Source organism: Bradyrhizobium sp. CCBAU 25338 (assembly GCF_028128965.1).
In the GTDB taxonomy this organism is placed as follows: domain Bacteria; phylum Pseudomonadota; class Alphaproteobacteria; order Rhizobiales; family Xanthobacteraceae; genus Bradyrhizobium; species Bradyrhizobium liaoningense.
In genome coordinates this window covers 1-15,300 of the sequence record NZ_LFKY01000029.1, presented here as the reverse complement: position 1 = coordinate 15,300, position 15,300 = coordinate 1, and the positions used below count along the sequence as shown (strand labels likewise).

General features: G+C 65.3%; 14 protein-coding genes. 7 read left to right on the top strand and 7 right to left on the bottom strand.

The genetic code is table 11. The features are described from left to right. The first annotated feature begins 16 nt into the window (after window positions 1-16). Window positions 17-1,210 carry a hypothetical protein gene (locus ACM42_RS10195; RefSeq protein WP_271527800.1) on the top strand — a complete coding sequence of 398 codons (1,194 nt, stop codon included), beginning with the start codon at window positions 17-19 and terminating at the stop codon, window positions 1,208-1,210. A 167-nt stretch (window positions 1,211-1,377) separates the two neighbouring features. Here the strand turns inward: ACM42_RS10195 and ACM42_RS10190 are convergent, their stop codons facing one another. After that, a complete protein-coding gene (locus ACM42_RS10190) occupies window positions 1,378-2,757 on the bottom strand; it encodes a sigma 54-interacting transcriptional regulator (RefSeq protein WP_271527799.1) in 1,380 nt (459 codons plus the stop codon). Window positions 2,758-3,455: 698 nt separating this feature from the next. Here ACM42_RS10190 and ACM42_RS10185 point away from each other — a divergent pair. Together ACM42_RS10185 and ACM42_RS10180 are read left to right on the top strand one after the other, a co-directional pair. Continuing rightward, on the top strand, window positions 3,456-4,727 hold the full coding sequence (locus ACM42_RS10185; RefSeq protein WP_271527798.1) for a DUF2157 domain-containing protein: 1,272 nt from the start codon (window positions 3,456-3,458) through the stop codon (window positions 4,725-4,727). Then, entirely contained in the window at window positions 4,724-5,338 is a 615-nt protein-coding gene (locus ACM42_RS10180) for a GDYXXLXY domain-containing protein (RefSeq protein WP_271527797.1), read from the top strand. The genes ACM42_RS10185 and ACM42_RS10180 overlap by 4 nt, the downstream gene beginning before the upstream one ends. Here the strand turns inward: ACM42_RS10180 and ACM42_RS10175 are convergent. After that, the gene (locus tag ACM42_RS10175; protein ID WP_271527796.1) at window positions 5,335-6,747 is read right to left on the bottom strand and encodes an aminotransferase-like domain-containing protein; all 1,413 of its coding nucleotides are present in this window, start codon (window positions 6,745-6,747) and stop codon (window positions 5,335-5,337) included. The two genes, ACM42_RS10180 and ACM42_RS10175, sit on opposite strands and share 4 nt — an antisense overlap. A gap of 125 nt (window positions 6,748-6,872) precedes the next feature. Between ACM42_RS10175 and ACM42_RS10170 the strand changes: the two genes are divergently transcribed. Beyond that, entirely contained in the window at window positions 6,873-7,733 is an 861-nt protein-coding gene (locus ACM42_RS10170) for a DMT family transporter (RefSeq protein WP_271527795.1), read from the top strand. A gap of 9 nt (window positions 7,734-7,742) precedes the next feature. Here ACM42_RS10170 and ACM42_RS10165 read toward each other — a convergent pair whose 3' ends face one another. Both ACM42_RS10165 and ACM42_RS10160 read right to left on the bottom strand, forming a co-directional pair. Further along, entirely contained in the window at window positions 7,743-8,957 is a 1,215-nt protein-coding gene (locus ACM42_RS10165) for an EAL domain-containing response regulator (protein WP_271527794.1), read from the bottom strand. 788 nt (window positions 8,958-9,745) lie between these two features. After that, complete coding sequence (locus ACM42_RS10160; RefSeq protein ID WP_271527793.1) at window positions 9,746-10,909, bottom strand: hypothetical protein; 1,164 nt, start codon at window positions 10,907-10,909, stop codon at window positions 9,746-9,748. A 332-nt stretch (window positions 10,910-11,241) separates the two neighbouring features. Here ACM42_RS10160 and ACM42_RS10155 point away from each other — a divergent pair, with 332 nt between their 5' ends. Beyond that, on the top strand, window positions 11,242-11,865 hold the full coding sequence (locus ACM42_RS10155; RefSeq protein WP_271527792.1) for a LuxR family transcriptional regulator: 624 nt from the start codon (window positions 11,242-11,244) through the stop codon (window positions 11,863-11,865). A 72-nt stretch (window positions 11,866-11,937) separates the two neighbouring features. Here ACM42_RS10155 and ACM42_RS10150 read toward each other — a convergent pair whose 3' ends face one another. The 3 genes from ACM42_RS10150 to ACM42_RS10140 form a co-directional block, all read right to left on the bottom strand. After that, window positions 11,938-12,186 (bottom strand): hypothetical protein, encoded by a 249-nt coding sequence (locus ACM42_RS10150; protein WP_271527791.1) that lies wholly within the window; start codon window positions 12,184-12,186, stop codon window positions 11,938-11,940. 210 nt (window positions 12,187-12,396) lie between these two features. Beyond that, window positions 12,397-12,774, bottom strand: coding sequence for an Hpt domain-containing protein (locus ACM42_RS10145; protein ID WP_271527790.1), 378 nt, complete (start codon window positions 12,772-12,774; stop codon window positions 12,397-12,399). 156 nt (window positions 12,775-12,930) lie between these two features. Then, window positions 12,931-13,629 (bottom strand): Crp/Fnr family transcriptional regulator, encoded by a 699-nt coding sequence (locus tag ACM42_RS10140; protein WP_271527898.1) that lies wholly within the window; start codon window positions 13,627-13,629, stop codon window positions 12,931-12,933. A gap of 401 nt (window positions 13,630-14,030) precedes the next feature. Here ACM42_RS10140 and ACM42_RS10135 point away from each other — a divergent pair, with 401 nt between their 5' ends. Continuing rightward, window positions 14,031-14,456, top strand: a complete 426-nt coding sequence (locus ACM42_RS10135) for a hypothetical protein (RefSeq protein WP_271527789.1) — start codon at window positions 14,031-14,033, stop codon at window positions 14,454-14,456. Window positions 14,457-14,534: 78 nt separating this feature from the next. Further along, the coding region (locus ACM42_RS10130) for an Hpt domain-containing protein (protein WP_271527788.1) at window positions 14,535-15,300 on the top strand (766 nt) is incomplete at its 3' end.

Genomic DNA, 15,300 nt, shown 5'->3' with positions numbered 1-15,300 from the left:
ACAACGGGAGGGTGACATGACGAGCCCATTCAATATCTCCAAGCCGTTCCGCACCCGCAACCTGTGGCCGGCGCAGGGCCAGGCGACGCCCGAGGAGTTCTATATCGAACCCGAGGCGTTCGAATTCGAGCCGGAGTTTGACGAGTACGAAACCGGATGGGCCGAGTCCGAAGGCGCCTTCGCTGAATATGAAGCGCCGACGCCCCGGGCAGTGTGTCCGCCGTATCAGCGGGGCGACGTGGAGAGGTCCCGAACCGCGCAAGGGCATCTGCCATCCGACGTCACCAGGCCCAGCAGCGGCGGCTTGCTGGTCATGGATTTCGGCGTCGATCAGCCCGCTCCGAAAGCGTCCCTGAGAAGAGACGCCGCGCTGAGGAGCTGGCTCAAGGAGATCATCCAGGTCGCTCGCGCCAATCCCAGCACCACCATCTCGATCACCGGTTACAGCGATTGCGTCGGCCGGGAGAAAGACAACCGAGCCCTTCGTCTCGGCCGCGCTCGACAGATGGCGCAATTGCTCCAGCAGCTTGCCGGCTCCGACTGGAGGTATCTGAGAGGAAAGGTCGGAGTTGCCGCGGCATCGCCCGGTTCCTACATTGCCGACAACAGCGCGGTGCAGGGACGCGCGCAAAACCGTGGCGTGCTCATTGAGAGCAAGCGCGAAATTTCATTTGCTCAGGAGCCTGTCAGAGCGCGCTTCCCGGCCCCCACGCCCAACATCGAGGAAGACCCCGAATATATCGGGCGGGTCATCCTGAGAGCCCGCGAGCTGTTTGGGCGCACCGGCAAGTGGGACCAGTTCGGCATGCCCGTCAACGAGGCGAAGCGACGGCGAATCCTGTGTCTTGTTGACCAGATTGCACGGCCTGGAAACGACATGCGGTATCTGACGGCTGACGCCGTGGACCGGTACGATCGGTACGTCGACATGACAGAACCGGAATTCAGCGACGCGATCGAGTTCCTGATCCCGTCCGTTCGGGCCTGGGGCCAGGCCCCTCACCTCGCCAAACCAGGTCCGAAAAAGACCGACAAGGAGATCTGGCGCGACATGACCATCCTCGAGGAGAGGATCCGTGGCGGCATACGCATGATCAATCAGATGTTCGAGCTGCGACAAAGCGCAGTGTCGCAGCGTGTCCGGCGGTTGAGAGATTGGGTGGCAAAGCAGCAGATCAATCCTCTCAGCCTCTACCCTTGCTTCAAGTGATGATGCTCATCGAAACGATCGCGCGTCGCAACAAGCCGGTCGACCCGCGGAGAAACGAGGGGAACTGTGGCAAGCAACTTCCGGATCCCACCGGACACGTTCGAATTCGAAGCCGGATTGCCGGCGGTCATCGCGCTACGGCAAAACGCTTCGACCGATCCTCTCGACTAAGTGCCCGAATTGCCGTTGTGAGCGCGCCGCGCGGCGCGTCGCATCTGTAGCGCACGGTCTGTCACGCCAAGGCGCTGCGCGGCGAGCTGCAGGCTCCCGTCCTCGCTGTCGATGGCGATGCGTATGGCGGTTTCGGCGGCGGCCTGGCTGATTTCCTTCAATCCGGCTCCAATGTCGACCGCATGGCGGATCGCCTGCTCGAAATCCGCGTTGAGCCACTGGCCATCTCCGGCGCCGATTACGGGATATTCGTCGACAGGCACATCGCCGACGGTGATCGGGCCCGGTCCGACATGGCGGCTCGCGATGCGCGCCACAAGATGTCGCAAATCCCGGACGTTGCCCGGATACACCCGCGCGAGCAGCAAACTGCGCACCGCGGGCTCGAAGTCGAGGTCCGGAATGTCGGGGCGGAACACGCGCAGAAAATGCCGCGCCAGCGGCAGGATGTCCTCGTGTCGTTCCTGCAGGCTGGGCACCCGGACCACCCAGCTGGCGATGCGATAGTACAGGTCGTTGCGGAAACAGCCGTCCGCGATCGCCTCGATCAGGTTCTTGTTGGTTGCACTGACGAGGCGAAACGCGGCGTGCCGCCAGACGTTGCCGCCGACGCGCTTGTAGGTGCCCTCCTGGATGACGCGCAGCAGCTGCGCCTGCAGCGGCATCGGGAGTTCGCCAACCTCGTCGAGAAACAACACACCGCCGTCGGCCGCTGCGAAAGCGCCGTCGCGCATCGCCACGGCCCCGGTGAAGGCGCCGCGTTCGTGTCCGAAGAACTCACTGCCGGATAGTTCCGGCACGATCGTCGTGCAGTCGACGACGACCAGCTCGCTTTCGGCCGCGTTCGAATCCAGCTGATGGACGAGACGCGCGAGCAACTCCTTGCCGGTGCCGCTCTCGCCGGTCAGCAGGACAAAGGCGGACGTGAAGCGGGCAATCTCGATGACTTGGCGCAGCGTCGCGCGCCACGCTGCGGTCACGCCGACCAGCCGGTCCATTACCGCTGCGGATTGCATGAGCGCGTCGACGGCCTGCCAGCGCGCGAACCGCGCCTTGATGCGTTCGGCGACGCCGGCTGCCGACGACCATGTCAACAGGTCTGATGCGCCGGCGTGCAACAGCTGCCAGGCCTGCGCACCGTCTGCGGCCGCGCCAGCGGTCTCCAGCACCAGGACCCGCCCGTGATTGCGCGTGTGCTCGCGAACGAATTCGCAAATGTCCTCGTTCAACCGCGCGATGCACAGAATTCCGTCGCCCTCCGAACTGGAATCGAACGGGCGTGGGCGAATGCCCGCGCCGGCGAGCGACTCGAGCAACGTCTTTCGGTCGCAGGACTCGTTCTTGTCCCATACATGCAACCACGGCTCACGATGCATGGCCTGCTCCGGACAGGAAATACAGGACCTCGCGATCCTGCCCTCAGGTGCGAACGGCTATTACGTGATCGTCAGTGCCGTGCCGGAATTCCCGGCACTGGCTCTCGCGAGCCGGGCAGTGCGAAGGCTGCCTACTCGATAGCAACGGCATTGAAGCAAAGACGGGGTGGCTCGATGGAGCTCCGGCAATCGAAGGATATGATCCAGCACCAAACACGGGGCGACTCCAGAACGCAGAATCGACGCGGCAAGGGGGCAGAACTTCATGCTTGCTCAGCTTGGCGGGAGTTTCTCATGCTGGTTGAAATCGGGAAAGACCCGAATCTGTGCCGCTGGAAAAATTCCCTCGATGGAGCAGGATGGCGCTTGCGTCAATGTAATCGTCGCTTCAACCGACAGTTGTAAATTCTGATTCCCCGGCTGATGATTTCAAATGGATTGATTCAATTTAAGCGGGAATTACTTCCTTTTCGCCAATCGATCGGCATCGAGGGGGATCGCTGTGATTGGCAGACGGCTTCGGCCTTGCGTAAGTCCTTGATCTTGCAGCCGCCGTCTACTGTGCATGGGGTTGTTTTCGTGCTTTTTGTGGCTGCTGCCGGAAAGACCCTCAGCCCGCCGCCCGCTTGAACCCACTCCTCGCGCGATCCGACCTAGCAACGTGCCGCCATCCGGCGGGACCCTGGTGATCCCCAACGATGTTCGACAAATCCTACCGGCAGCGCCTCGAAGCCGATCTTGCGCAATGGGAAGCTGATGGCGTGATCGCGCCGGCGGCGGCCGCCTCCATCCGCAATGCGCTGCCGCCGCTTCCGGCCGCCATCAACATCGCCGTGGTCGTCGCCATCGTCGGCGGCCTCCTGATCGCGGCCGCGTTCCTCGCCTTCGTGGCGGCGCACTGGACCGAGATCGCGCGGCTGTTGCGGTTCGCGATCCTGCTCGCCGGCATGGTCGTCACCGGCGCGCTCGGCGCCTGGTTCGCTGCGACCGGCCGCAACGGTCTCGCCGATCTCTGCGCGAGCATCGGGGCGATCATCTTCGGTGCGGGCATCGCGCTGGTCGGCCAGATGTATCATCTCGGCGAGGATTTTGCCGGCGGCATGCTGCTGTGGTCGATCGGCGCGTTTGCCGCCGCGTTCTTGACCGGCTCGCGCGGTGCGCTCGCGGTCAGTCTCGTCGCCGCCAGCATCTGGACGTGCATGCGGATCTACGATGCGCCCGACGTCCTGCATCTTCCGTTCGTGGCGGCCTGGCTGGTCGCAGCAGGCCTCGCCTTCGCCTGGAATTCGCGCGCTGCGGCTCATCTCGTCGCGCTCGCAGTGCTGCCGTGGTGGATTGCGACGTCGCTCCGCTTCGAATTCGATGGAGCCCAGCCGTCATTCGTGCTCGCGAACGGTGCGGCCCTGTTGTTCGGCGCCGGGCTCGCGATCGCCGCAGCACCCTCGCCGCGGGCGCTCTGCCTCGGAACAGTTCTGTCGATCTACGGAGCGTTGTCGCTGGCCGGCGTTGCCGTCCTGGAAGTGACGACCGTCGACGACATCATCCGCCTCCGGACTGCCACGGTGCCATCCCAGCCGCTTTGGGCGATCCTGTGCGGCGTTGCCGGCGTGATCCTTGCGCTTGTGTCTGCCGCGATCACCAGGCGCCCGGGTGAAGTCCTGGCAGGATGCGCGATCGGGCTCGTGCTGGTCGCGGCGCCGCTCTGGCCGGCATCCGCGGCCGGCGAGCCCTGGTTCGCCTATGCCGCGCTGCTCTGCGCCATGCTGTGCCTCGTCGTGTCCGGCATGCTCGATGCAGCGCGTCCGCGCATCGTTGCCGGCTGGCTCGGGATCGCCGGCGTCATTGCGGGCATCACCTGGGCCGTGAAGGGCTCGCTGCTGCGCCGATCGGCTTTCCTTGCCGCCGCGGGCGTGGTGGCCGTCCTATTCGCAACCGCGCTCAACCGCATGCTGCCGAGGGCCGAGCGATGAACGAGATGATCGCGTCCGTCGCCGGGTTCTGGCAGCGCATCCCGAAAGCGGCGCTGTTCGTCGCCGCCATCCTCGTTCAATGTGCGCTGCTGGTCCTGATGGTTGCCGACCGTATGCAGATCCTGCGCGAAGGCACCGAGGTGACCTTGCAGACTCAGCCGGTCGATCCCCGCGATCTCCTGCGCGGCGACTATGTCGTGCTCCGCTACGACATCTCGCAACTGCCGGCCGGCGCGCTCGCCGGCCAGCCGGCCGACGCACGCAATCCGGTCGTGTTCGTCAAGCTTGCACCCGACGCTAACGGCCTCTACGCGGCGGTCTCGGTGCATGCCGAGCCCGTCACGGTCACGGCGCGCGAAGTGCTGATCCGCGGTCGCGTCGCCAATTACGGCGGGTCCTGTGGATCCGGCCGACGCACCTTCTGTGACAAGCTGATGATCAAATATGGTCTGGAAAGCTACTTCGTGCCCGAGGGCGAGGGCCGGAAGCTCGAGCAGGCCCGCAACCAGCAGAAGTTGCGGGTCGTCGCCGCCGTGCTGCCCTCCGGCCGCGCCGCCATCAAGCGTCTGCTGCTCGACGGCGAGCCGGTGTATGAGGAGCCGTTGTATTAGCTGCCGGTGATTCCGGGTGCCGACTTCAAAGCCCGCCGCAGCACGTCCCACATTCGCGGCTCGCTCATCTGTGCCACGTTGAAGCGCATGAAGTGCGACGCCGACTGCGATACGCTGAACACGTTGCCCGGCGCGAGCACGACGTCCTCCTCGAGCGCGGCACGCGCAACAGCCGTGGCATCCAACCCGTCGGCAAGGCGGCACCACAGGAAGAAGCCGCCGCGCGGCATCAGCCACGGCTCGATCCCCAGGGCCTGAAGTTTTCGCGCGACGTCGCGACGCGTGCGCGTGAGCCTCTGCCTGAGCTCGTCCATGTGCTTGCGATAGCTGCCGCCGACCAGGACTTTCGCGATGATCTCGGTCGCGACCGGGCTCGGCCCGCCGAAGCTGGTTGCGACCTGGAGGTCGACGAGATGCTCGATCCAGTCGGCGCGGGCCGCGATGTAGCCGCAGCGCACCGAAGCCGACAGCGTCTTGGAGAAGCTGCCGATGCGGATCACGCGCGTGAGACCGTCCAGCGCGGCAAGGCGCGGCGAGCGCTCCGGCTCGAAGTCGCCAAAAATGTCGTCCTCGATGATGGTGAGGTCGTGCGCGGCAGCCGCGGTCAGAAGCCGGTGCGCGGTCGCAAGAGACAGCGTCGCGCCGGTCGGATTGTGCAGAGCTGAGTTGGTGATGTAGAGCCGCGGCCGTTCGCTGCCGAGGATCTGCTCGAAGCGGGCGACGTCCGGGCCCGACGGCGTGGTGGGCACGCCGACGATCCTTGCCTGATGTGCGCGCAGCAATGCTCGGAAATTGAAGTAGCAGGGATCGTCGACCAGCACGGTGTCGCCGGGACGGAGCAGGAAGCGGCAGACGAGGTCGGTGGCCTGCGTCCCCGAGCCCGTCAGCATGAGCTGGTCGACTGACGCCTCAACTGCATCGTCGGCCAGCCGCGTGATCAGCAGCCGGCGCAGCGCCAGTGCGCCGCGCGTGCTGCCATAGTCGGTCAGCAGGCTCTCGTCGGCCCGCGCCAGCGCACGGACGCCCCGCCGCAAGCCGGCCTCCGGCATCCAGTCTGCCGGCAACCAGCCACAACCGGGCTTGAGCACGGCCGCATCGGCGTCGAGCGACTGCCTGGACACCCAGAACGGATCGACCTCGCGATCGCGCCGCGGCTCGACTTCGGCCAGCGCGAGCGGCGGCGTTGCCGTCGGGGAGACATAGAAGCCCGAGCCGCGGCGCGCGCGGATCAGGCCTTCGGCCGCGAGCCGGTCATAGGCCTCGACCACCGTGGAGGGTGAAACGTCCATGGTCGCGGCAAGGCTGCGGATCGAGGGAAGGCGGTCGCCGGCACCGAGCACGCGGCCCGCGACCTTGGCGCGCACCGCGCTCATCACGTCCGCGGTCCGCGTGCCGTTACGGCCCTTCATGCGCGTGTCGGCGCCCAATGTGTATCGCCTTCCATACCAATACAGTTTCGTCAGATTGTATGGGATTGTCGCTGGCTTCGCCACGGTCGAAGCGGATAGATGGCCGCGCCAGGGAATGAGGTGACATGCAATCTGCGGGCAGCGGCTGGGGCAACGGTCTCCTGGGCGTCATCATCTTCAGCGGGTCGTTGCCGGCGACGCGGGTTGCGGTCGGCGGCTTCTCGGCGCTGTTCCTGACGTCCGCGCGCGCAGTGATCGCCGCGCTGCTGGGGGCTGCGCTGCTCGGCCTGCTCCGTCAGGCGCGGCCGGCACGGAAGGATCTCGCCTCGCTCGCGATCGTCGCCGTCGGCGTCGTGGTCGGCTTCCCCCTGCTGACGGCGCTCGCGCTTCAGCACATCACCTCCGCGCATTCGATCATCTTCATCGGCCTCTTGCCCCTGTCGACGGCGATCTTCGGTGTGCTGCGCGGCGGTGAGCGGCCGCAGCCGCTGTTCTGGCTGTTCGCCGTGCTCGGCAGCGCAACGGTGGCCGGCTTCGCCCTCGCTGGCGACGGCTCGGCGTCGCTCGCCGGCGATCTCCTGATGGTGGCCGCGATCGTGCTGTGCGGCCTCGGCTATGCCGAAGGCGCCGCGCTGTCGCGCCGCCTCGGCGGCTGGCAGGTGATCTCCTGGGCGCTGTTGCTCGCGCTGCCGTTGATGGTGGCGCTCGCGATTCTGACATGGCCGTCGACCTGGAGCGGCGTCACTGTGCCCGCCTGGATCGGGCTCGCCTACGTCTCCGTCTTCAGCATGTTCGTCGGCTTCATTTTCTGGTACCGCGGGCTCGCCGTCGGCGGCATTGCCCGTGTCGGCCAGTTGCAGCAGCTGCAGCCGTTCTTCGGTCTCGCGCTCGCGGGCTTCCTGCTGCGCGAGCCCGTCGCCTGGAGCATGATCGCCGCGACCGCGCTCGTGGTCGTCTGCGTCTTCTTCGCGCGGCGGTTTGCGTGAGGCTGTGCCTTACGCCTCCCCCATCACCGTCCGCGTCAGCGCGCTCCTTGCAAACTTCTTCAGCGGCATCGGCTTGCCGAACAGAAAGCCCTGCACGAGGTCGAAGCCGAGCTCGTTCGCCGCGACGAGGTCGGCGCGGCTCTCGACCCCTTGAGCCACGGTGCGCGCGCCAAAGCTCTGCGCCAGCTCGACGATGTGGCGGCACACCGTGCGCTTCAGCCGGTCACCGCCGCTGCCGGTGACGAATTGCCGATCGGCCTTCAGCTTGACGAAGGGAATTCTGTCGAGCTCCATCAGCGACGGCCAGTTGGTGCCGAGATTGTCGATCGACAGGCCGATATTGTGCAGGCCCACCTCGCGCGCGACCTCGGTCAGGAGATCGAGCTCGCGGATCGCCTCGTCGCTGTCGATCTCGACCGTCAGGCCGCCGAAGGCCGGATGCGTCGGCACGCGCCGGCAGAGATCGCGCACCGCGTGCGGCTCCCTCAGATAGGAGGCGGGAAGATTGATCGACAGATCGACCGGGCTTTGTTGTTCCAGAAGATAGTGCCAGTCTTGCACGGCGCGATCGATCACGAACTCCGACAGACCGCGGAAATGCGGATCGTGCGGCTCCGGGATGAAATAGGCCGGTGGCACCACGCCCCAGGTCGGATGCCGCATCCGCACCAGCGCCTCGGCGCCGCTGCGGACGAGCGTGCGCGCGTCGATCTTGGGCTGGTACCAGAGCTCGAGCCAGCCGGCGTGCAGGGCCTCGCCGACATGCACCGCCGGACTCGGCGCCGGCTCCTCCGGCAGCAGCATCGCAACACGCTCGCGCAGCGTCTCCGCGGCAAAGGGCGTGGTCAGCGGCGGCAGCATCGCAAGGCCGTATTCCTCACCGACCTGCCGCACGGCTTTGACGATGATCGACTCGCGGGCACCGACGGCGAGGACCCTGCCGGCAAATGCCTCGCGCACCAGGATCTCGAGGAATCGTCCCGGTTCGATGCCATCGGCTGCGACGCCGAGCAGGATCAGGTCCGGCAACTCGGTGGCGAGCACGGTTTGCAGCTCGTCTGCGCTGGCGCATTCGCAGGTGACGAAGCCGAGATCCTCGAGCACCTCGCTGAGAAAGGCGCGCAGGTGACGCTTGCTGTCGGCCACGCAGGCGCGCGGCGTCACCTTTCGTCGTCCGAAGGTCACAGGCCTCCGTCCGACGAGTTCAGTCATCCCATCGTTCATCGTCCACCACTCCCGTTCCGTGACGGTTTTTTAAACGGCGAGCGTGGGTTCAAATAAGGAGAGCTTCACATCGTTCTTGAATAATTTGGGTAACGTTAAGCTCTGCAATTCGAGCTAATATTTCGACAGAATCTTCGAAAAGAATCCGCATCCCCAGGCATCGCACGCACAACGACGGTCGACGCACGTGAAATGCCTGCCGCGCGCAATGGGCGTGCAGTTTGCCGCTCGACTGCGTCGCGCAATGCGGTCGCCGACGCAGCGATGAGGCCGGCGGAGGATTGATTGCCGGCGACTTTCTCGTGTCACGCCAGCCCGCCTGCTCGCTCGAGGGGCGCGGCTGGTGGTGCTTGTCGTTGGTCGGTGTGCAATTGCCTTGCGGGGGTGACGTCTGCGCCATTGTCGTCGACGTGAGCGTCAGCGCGCGCACTGGCAACGCCCACCATCCTCCATCTCGTCGAGCCGGGCTCATCGGCAATTCCACTTCGGCAGCTCTTGCCGCGCATCGGAGCGACGGCTGCACCGGAAGAGCTCGTCTTCCCGCCATGCGCGCATACTGCGCTTTCGCGCGCGGTGGTTCTGCGACAACGCGACCGGTCCGGTGGCCGAGAATGTGAAGCACATCACACGCACATTGCTGCACCTGCGCTATTGCTCCGCGCAGCCGGTGGTGGGCTGTCGAGGACTACAGCAATGACGATGCGGCGAATGATGTATTGGTGGTTCAGATTCGTGCTGTCCGGGCGGTTTTTCGACCGTTTCCTGAGCCTGCCGCGCGCGCCGCGCGCCTAGTTTTGCCCGATCAACTTGCGGAACGCCGCCGCACCGTCCTGCATCGCGTCGCGTCCCTTCCAGGCCAGATAAGTCAGCTTGCCGCCGAGAGTGTCGTGGCTGCGCAGCCGCCGCGATCCGAGAATGTGGCCCACATTGGCGGGGAAGCGGCTCACCTCGGCGGACACCAGCTTCGCGATCGCGTCCATCAATTGCTGGAGACGGACGCCCCAGTCGCAATGTTCGATGCCGTCGATGCGGACCTTGAGCGCATATTCGGTGTCGTAGATTTCGGCGAGCAGGTCGCGGGCGACCAGCACCCGGTTGTTTCGGAGCGCGATACGAAGCGCGAGGCGCTTGTCGTCGAGCCGGTCGAGGACCATGTGAACGACGCAGGCATAGGGCGTGGCGGCAATGTCCGCGGCGGCCTTGCTCGGAGCAGCCTTGGTGGCAAGCCGCACCAATTGCCAGGACGTCTTCAGACGCCGCGCCACCAGCGCCAGCGCGAAGGGCAGCGCCTCGGGATGGGCTTTCTTGAAGGCGTCGAGCTGCGCGGTGGTCTGGGCGACCTGGCCGTCGTCGAATTTCGCGATCCTCTCGGGCAGCTTCTCGTTGAACTTCGGTAGCGCATCGCCGGCGCGCAAGACATGCAGCATCTTCACGACGTCGTCGAAGGCAGTGCGCGAGGCCGTGTATTGCGCGAGCTTGGCTCGCGCCAGTTCGGTGCTCTCGGACGAGGTGAGGGTGCTCTCGAGGACCTTGACGACCTTGGTCTGGAAGGTCGACGCGATCTTCTGCACCTCCTTCGGGTCGTTCGCCGCGATCTGGTCGTTGACTGCCTTGATGTAGTCGCGCGCCATGGTCGGCAGCAGGTCGCGGCAGATCCACTCCCAGATCGGGGTGAGGGTGTTGCGCGAGATCCGGCCCAGATTGGCATGCTCGGGCGCGCCGTCGATCAGCAGCAGCTGCAGCGGCGCGAAGAAATAGCGCGACGGGTTGGTGGCGCGTGCCTGGGTCGATCCGTCCTTGCGGAACTCGGCGCGCAAGCGGGACTGGATGTCGGCCGAACCCGGCATGTCGATGCCGCACAGCTCGAGCCGCTCGAGCTCGCTGAGCAGACAGCTGCGCGACAGCGGCGTCAGCCTCTGCAGGAATTCCGACAGTCGATCGATCTCGTTCATGGCACGCATCTTTCGCAGCGTGTCCCGCTGGCTTGCGGGCCCAATGCGTGGAGGCATTTGCGCGCTCAACCTCCCTAGAGAAGCAAGTCGCCGTTAATTAATCCGTAAAAGCCGGGGGACGGGCATCGGTCGGAGGCGGCCATCAAGGGAGTTTTCCGTCTGACCGCCTAAGATGTCGGCCGGAACTCAACCGCTGCACGATCGCGGGCGGCCGCACGCAAGCACAAATTGTGCCGAAGCCGCCTTTTTAGCGCAAAAGAGCCCAAATCACCGTAGTCTTACGGAGAAAAAAGTTAAGCACAGACCGGCCTCGGTTCCGCTAAACGAGTGATATGGGGTCACCGAATAATACGGCCACTGATTCGCGGCCGTCGGAATGGGACGAAGTCGGCGCTGCGCCGGCTGAAGAGCCCGATTTCGTCCGCCTGAGCGCCGCCCGTGCCAAGGCGGCCGACGAAATGGCCGCGGCCATCGCCCGCGAGCTCAACGGCCCCCTGACTGCGCTCCTGCTCTACATGGGCGAGATCAAGCACCACAGCGATCAGCTCGTGCCTGCTACGGGCGATCGTGCCTATTTGCAGCGGGTGGTGGAGAACGCGCTGGTACAGACCGAGCGCGTTTGCGGTCTGGTCAAGCAGCTTGCCGGCCCTCACAAGGGCGGCTTGCCGATCCCGTCCAGCACCGAGGAGGCGCAATCGAAGGCCGCCCGCGCGCTGCAGCCGCAGCGCGTGCCCAGCGCCGAGCCAGTCGGTCCGTCGGGCCAGAAGCGGCTGACCAAGCGCGAGCGCGAGGTGCTGAGGCTGATCAGCGAAGGCTATTCGAACAAGCAGGGCGCGCTTCGCATGCAGATCAGCCCGCGCACTTTCGAGAGCCATCGCGCCGAGGCGATGCGCAAGCTCGGTGCGCGCAACACCGCGGATCTCGTCCGTGCGGCGCTACTGCATTCGATCGACTGAGGCGGGCGTGCTGCGTCGCCGGCAGGCGATGCGCCCGCGACATCTCTCGAGACGTTCGGAAACCCGTCCTGCTCAGAAATAATCTTCGGCGAACGGACGCGCGGGGGAGACGCGACGCAGCGGCTTGATCTCTTCCTTCGGCGCGTTCGGAATGATCGTGATGGTCCAGCGGGGAGGCACGCTCGATTCCTGCTCAAGCACCGAACGCACGAAACCGGTCACGGTGGACTCGCCGGCCTTCACTGTCGCCATCCGGCCGTTGAACTGTGCGATGCGGAAGCGACGAACCTCTTTCTGGTCTGCCGTCTCGTACTTGAACATTGGAAACCCTCCTGGTTTTCCCCGGGACTATCACCTCCTATGATTAGCCATCTATGAACATCCCAAACCGTAGAAGTACGGCGGGCTTCGCGCGGTCCGCGCCGGAGCGTCTTCGAGCGGAGTGGATACCGGTTCGCGCAAGAAAAACGCGTCAATGCGAGATGCTGCGCGATTCCCGTCCGACTTCGATCGGAAGGAAGATGGCTCTAGCTAGACCTGCGGCTCTTGCGCGCGCGCGGCGGCGTAGGCGGCATCCATCCGGTCCAGGAGAGCGCGGAATTCGGCCTCGCCGAGGCCCTCCGCGGTCTTTTCCAGCCGCAACGCCAGCGCTGCGAGCCTGACATAGCCGAACGTCCCGGCTGCGCTCTTGAGCGAATGCGCCTCGCGCGCGATCCGGGCGTGGTGCTGCGCAAGCGAGAGCGTGCGGAACAGTTGCAGGCGCGCACGGGTCTCGCTCCAGAACACATCGCGCACTTCACAGGCGGCATCCTCGCCGATCTCGCGCACCAGCGCTTCGTACGCGCGCGGCTCGCGCGCGGGCTCGGCATCAAGCGCGTTCTGCGCAGGCGCGACGGATGCGTCAAACATGGGCTTGCTTGCCTTGATCATCGTTCGTTGTCGCGCGGCACGTGGCGGCGCGAGGTACGTCCCGTGTCTACGGCATCGGAATTTCAGTTCCGGTAGCAGGATGGCCGGTGTTTGAAGACCGGCATTAGCCGGCGGTTTACCAATCGCACGCGGCGTTCAGCGTATGCCGAGCAGCCGGTCGTACTGGGCCTTCACCGTGGCGTAGCATGCGCACGCCGTCTGGCGCAGGCCTTCGATGTCGATGATCTGGATGTGTCCGCGGCTGTAGTGGATGAAATTGGCCTGTTGCAAGGCGTGGGCGACCAGCGACACGCTGTTGCGCCGCGCCCCGATCATCCGTGCCATGGTCTCCTGGGTCAGCAGCAGCCGGGAGTCGCCCGACAGATCATGAGTGTGCAACAGGCACCGCGACAGCCGCGACTCCACCGGATGGGCGGCGTTGCAGCCGGCGGTCTGCTGCACCTGGACGTAGACCGCAAGCCCGTGACGCGTGAGCAACGTGCGCAGGGTGCTGCTCTGGTCGGCGGCGATCCGCAGCGGGTCCAGATCCACCACCGAGGCGACGCCGGGAACCAGCACAAGGGCGGTGTTCAATGCAGACGCCTCGCCCATGATCGAGAGCGTCCCGAGCAGGCTGTCGCGGCCGATCATGGCGACCTGCACATGCTCGTCCCCGGCCAGCTCCACCACCAGCGAGATGACGCCGCGGTGCGGAAAATAGGCGCGCTTGAGCGTCTCGCCGGTCTCGGCCAGCACTGCGTCATGGGGCAGATCAACCGTTCGCAGGTGCGGACGGATCAATTCATAATCGTCCGCCGACAGTGCGGACAGGAATCCGTTCGGTGGACGCGCCATCGTTGCCAAAGCTGCCTCCCCTGTTCCTGCACCGTCGAATCGCGACATGCGAAATCACGGCCCTGCGCGGTAAGTTCAATCATGTACAGGCCGGGATATATTGGCAATTGAGACAGGTTGTCCGGCCGCGGCAATCGCTTCCTGCGGCGCTTCGTGCTTGCAAAACGGCGCGCTTGCGGCAGCGACTGGAAGGAAAGCTCCGATTTCAAGCATGGAAGCAGTTCCGGGAAACAGCACGACGCGTCCATCGGATCCGTCGGCAGTGCCCGTTCGTCGCTCAGTTGTAATTCTAGCAGATATTAACCTAAAGGTTGTGGCGTAGTCCAACAATTTTCGGGTGACGATGGTCGAGGCTGGTGAAGCCGGGCTGCGCTCGCTCGAACACGACCCAGCTCGATCTGATGATCATCGGCATCGTCATGCCGCATTGCCTGCCAGAGCATCGTGGCGGCGGCATTGCCTCGGCTGCGGCCAGGTTAGCGCGGCACGAGCCGCTATGGCTGCAGGGTAAGAGTTCGTTTACCTCATGCGCGGACCGCGCACGTCGCGGCAATACCGCGAAGCGCAGGTCACGAGAACACCGCCGGCTGCGGGCGGTTCGGTTCAACCTCCCGCAGGCCGTCTCCAATGCTCTTCGCGAGCAGGACTTTCCCGCGCGCCTCGTCGGGCTGTTATCGGCCCGTTTACCTCGCACGCCGACTCCTCGGCGGCGTCGAGCCGGTTTTGCCGAAAAGCGCTGGGGCACGCGATCGAACCGCAAACTTCGCTTCAATATCCGTAGTAGGACGGAGGATGAAATTAACGGGACTGTGAAAGGGGATGTCTAACGATCGAGGATAGGCGTCCGTCCGTGCCAAGGGTGGCTCAGGCGTCGAGTTCAAATCCAGGTCAGTAAGGCGTAGCTCATGGATGATCTGTTGCGGGAGTTTCTGACGGAGACCAGCGAGAGCCTGGACACCGTGGACAATCAGCTGGTGAAGTTCGAGCAGGAGCCGAACAACGCCAAGATCCTGGATAACATCTTCCGCCTGGTCCACACCATCAAGGGCACGTGCGGCTTCCTCGGACTGCCGCGGCTGGAAGCGCTGGCGCATGCCGGCGAGACCTTGATGGGCAAATTCCGTGACGGCATGCCGGTGACCGGGCAGGCGGTGACGGTGATCCTGTCCTCGATCGACCGCATCAAGGAGATCCTGGCCGGCCTGGAGGCGACCGAAGCCGAGCCTGAAGGCAACGACCGCGACCTCATCGACAAGCTGGAAGCGATGGTCGAGCAGGGCATGGCGGCAATGGCGGCCGGCACTGCTAGCGCTCCCGTCGCCGAATCCCCGCCGCTGGCGCCGGAGGCGCCGGTTGCCGAGGCAAAGCCTGCACCCGCCAAGGAGCTGACCTCGGGCTCGCTGATCGAGCAGACGCTGGAGCGCCCATTGCGTCCCGGCGAGGTCTCGCTCGACGAGCTCGAGCGCGCCTTCCGCGAGACCGCGATCGAGGCGCCGGTGCCCGCGCCCGTTGCCAAGGCTGAAGTCAAGGCCGAGCCCGCGCCGGCTGCCGAAGTCCCGGCTCCTGCTGCGAAGGAAGCCGCCAAGGAGAAGGCGCCCAAGGAGAAGGCCGCGCCGAAGAAGTCGATGGCCGATGAGGGCGCCGGCGAGGGAGCCAGCATCGCCAACCAGT

Bases quoted from the DNA above. Each gene is read 5' to 3' on its own strand.
- ACM42_RS10145 (WP_271527790.1), bottom strand. From the start codon at position 12,774: ATGTTTGACGCATCCGTCGCGCCTGCGCAGAACGCGCTTGATGCCGAG.
- ACM42_RS10180 (WP_271527797.1), top strand. From the start codon at position 4,724: ATGAACGAGATGATCGCGTCCGTCGCCGGGTTCTGGCAGCGCATCCCG.
- ACM42_RS10160 (WP_271527793.1), bottom strand. From the start codon at position 10,909: ATGAACGAGATCGATCGACTGTCGGAATTCCTGCAGAGGCTGACGCCG.
- ACM42_RS10150 (WP_271527791.1), bottom strand. From the start codon at position 12,186: ATGTTCAAGTACGAGACGGCAGACCAGAAAGAGGTTCGTCGCTTCCGC.
- ACM42_RS10165 (WP_271527794.1), bottom strand. From the start codon at position 8,957: ATGAACGATGGGATGACTGAACTCGTCGGACGGAGGCCTGTGACCTTC.
- ACM42_RS10175 (WP_271527796.1), bottom strand. From the start codon at position 6,747: ATGAAGGGCCGTAACGGCACGCGGACCGCGGACGTGATGAGCGCGGTG.
- ACM42_RS10140 (WP_271527898.1), bottom strand. From the start codon at position 13,629: ATGGCGCGTCCACCGAACGGATTCCTGTCCGCACTGTCGGCGGACGAT.
- ACM42_RS10135 (WP_271527789.1), top strand. From the start codon at position 14,031: ATGATCATCGGCATCGTCATGCCGCATTGCCTGCCAGAGCATCGTGGC.
- ACM42_RS10185 (WP_271527798.1), top strand. From the start codon at position 3,456: ATGTTCGACAAATCCTACCGGCAGCGCCTCGAAGCCGATCTTGCGCAA.
- ACM42_RS10155 (WP_271527792.1), top strand. From the start codon at position 11,242: ATGGGGTCACCGAATAATACGGCCACTGATTCGCGGCCGTCGGAATGG.
- ACM42_RS10195 (WP_271527800.1), top strand. From the start codon at position 17: ATGACGAGCCCATTCAATATCTCCAAGCCGTTCCGCACCCGCAACCTG.
- ACM42_RS10190 (WP_271527799.1), bottom strand. From the start codon at position 2,757: ATGCATCGTGAGCCGTGGTTGCATGTATGGGACAAGAACGAGTCCTGC.
- ACM42_RS10170 (WP_271527795.1), top strand. From the start codon at position 6,873: ATGCAATCTGCGGGCAGCGGCTGGGGCAACGGTCTCCTGGGCGTCATC.